The organism is Halomonas sp. B23F22_20 (assembly GCF_043496985.1).
In the GTDB taxonomy this organism is placed as follows: Bacteria; Pseudomonadota; Gammaproteobacteria; order Pseudomonadales; family Halomonadaceae; genus Halomonas.
This window is the reverse complement of the sequence record NZ_JBIEKH010000080.1, coordinates 1-779: the sequence shown is the minus strand read 5'-3', so window position 1 is coordinate 779 and position 779 is coordinate 1. Positions and strand designations below refer to the sequence as shown.

Annotated in this window: 1 protein-coding gene; it reads right to left on the bottom strand. The window is 38.9% G+C overall.

Annotation, left to right across the window (positions count from 1 at the left end; all coding sequences use genetic code 11):
* Window positions 1-779 (bottom strand): AMP-binding protein (locus tag ACGTN6_RS20655; RefSeq protein WP_394594943.1); only part of this gene is annotated, 779 nt, incomplete at both ends.

Below are 779 nucleotides of genomic sequence, written 5' to 3'. Positions count from 1 at the left end.
TCCGATCTTAGGGAATGTCCCCCTAATTCAAAGAAGTCATCATATAAACTAATGGACTGTATAACAAGTAATTCTCCCCACATTTCAGACAGTTCTTTTTCTTCCGCGGTAATTGGTTGAACAATCTCTATCTCTCTCTCTCCCATATCAGGAGATGGTAGACGTTCTCGATCAACTTTTCCATTCGGATTCAATGGCATTTCATTTAAATTTATGATTACCGAAGGGACCATAAACCGAGGTAAATATTGAGACAGATATTCCTTAATCTCCATACCTGAAATATCTTTTATATCATTTGTGACTACATAACCAACCAACCTTGTATCCTCTCCGACATTCATGGAAGTCACTAGAGCTTCTTCAATGGAGTGATGGGAGTACAATGTGGTTTCAATCTCACCAGGTTCTATCCGATACCCTCTCATCTTCAGTTGGTTATCGGTTCTACCAAGATATTCAATTTCTCCATTTGAGAGGAATTTTCCAAGGTCTCCACTTCTATACATGTAAGACTCGGTATCACTAAATGGATTGGGGATGAACTTCTCCTTGGTTACTTCGCTCAAATTCAAATACCCCTTCGCAACCCCTTCACCACCAAGATACAATTCACCTACTACCCCTGGAGGGACAGGAGTTAAATTTGAATCCAAAATATAAACACTTGTATTTGAAATTGGCTTGCCTATTGGAACAGAATTATCTATCTCTTCTCCTTTTTCCATAACATGACAACAAGTGAATACTGTGTTTTCTGTCGGGCCATACCCATTAAT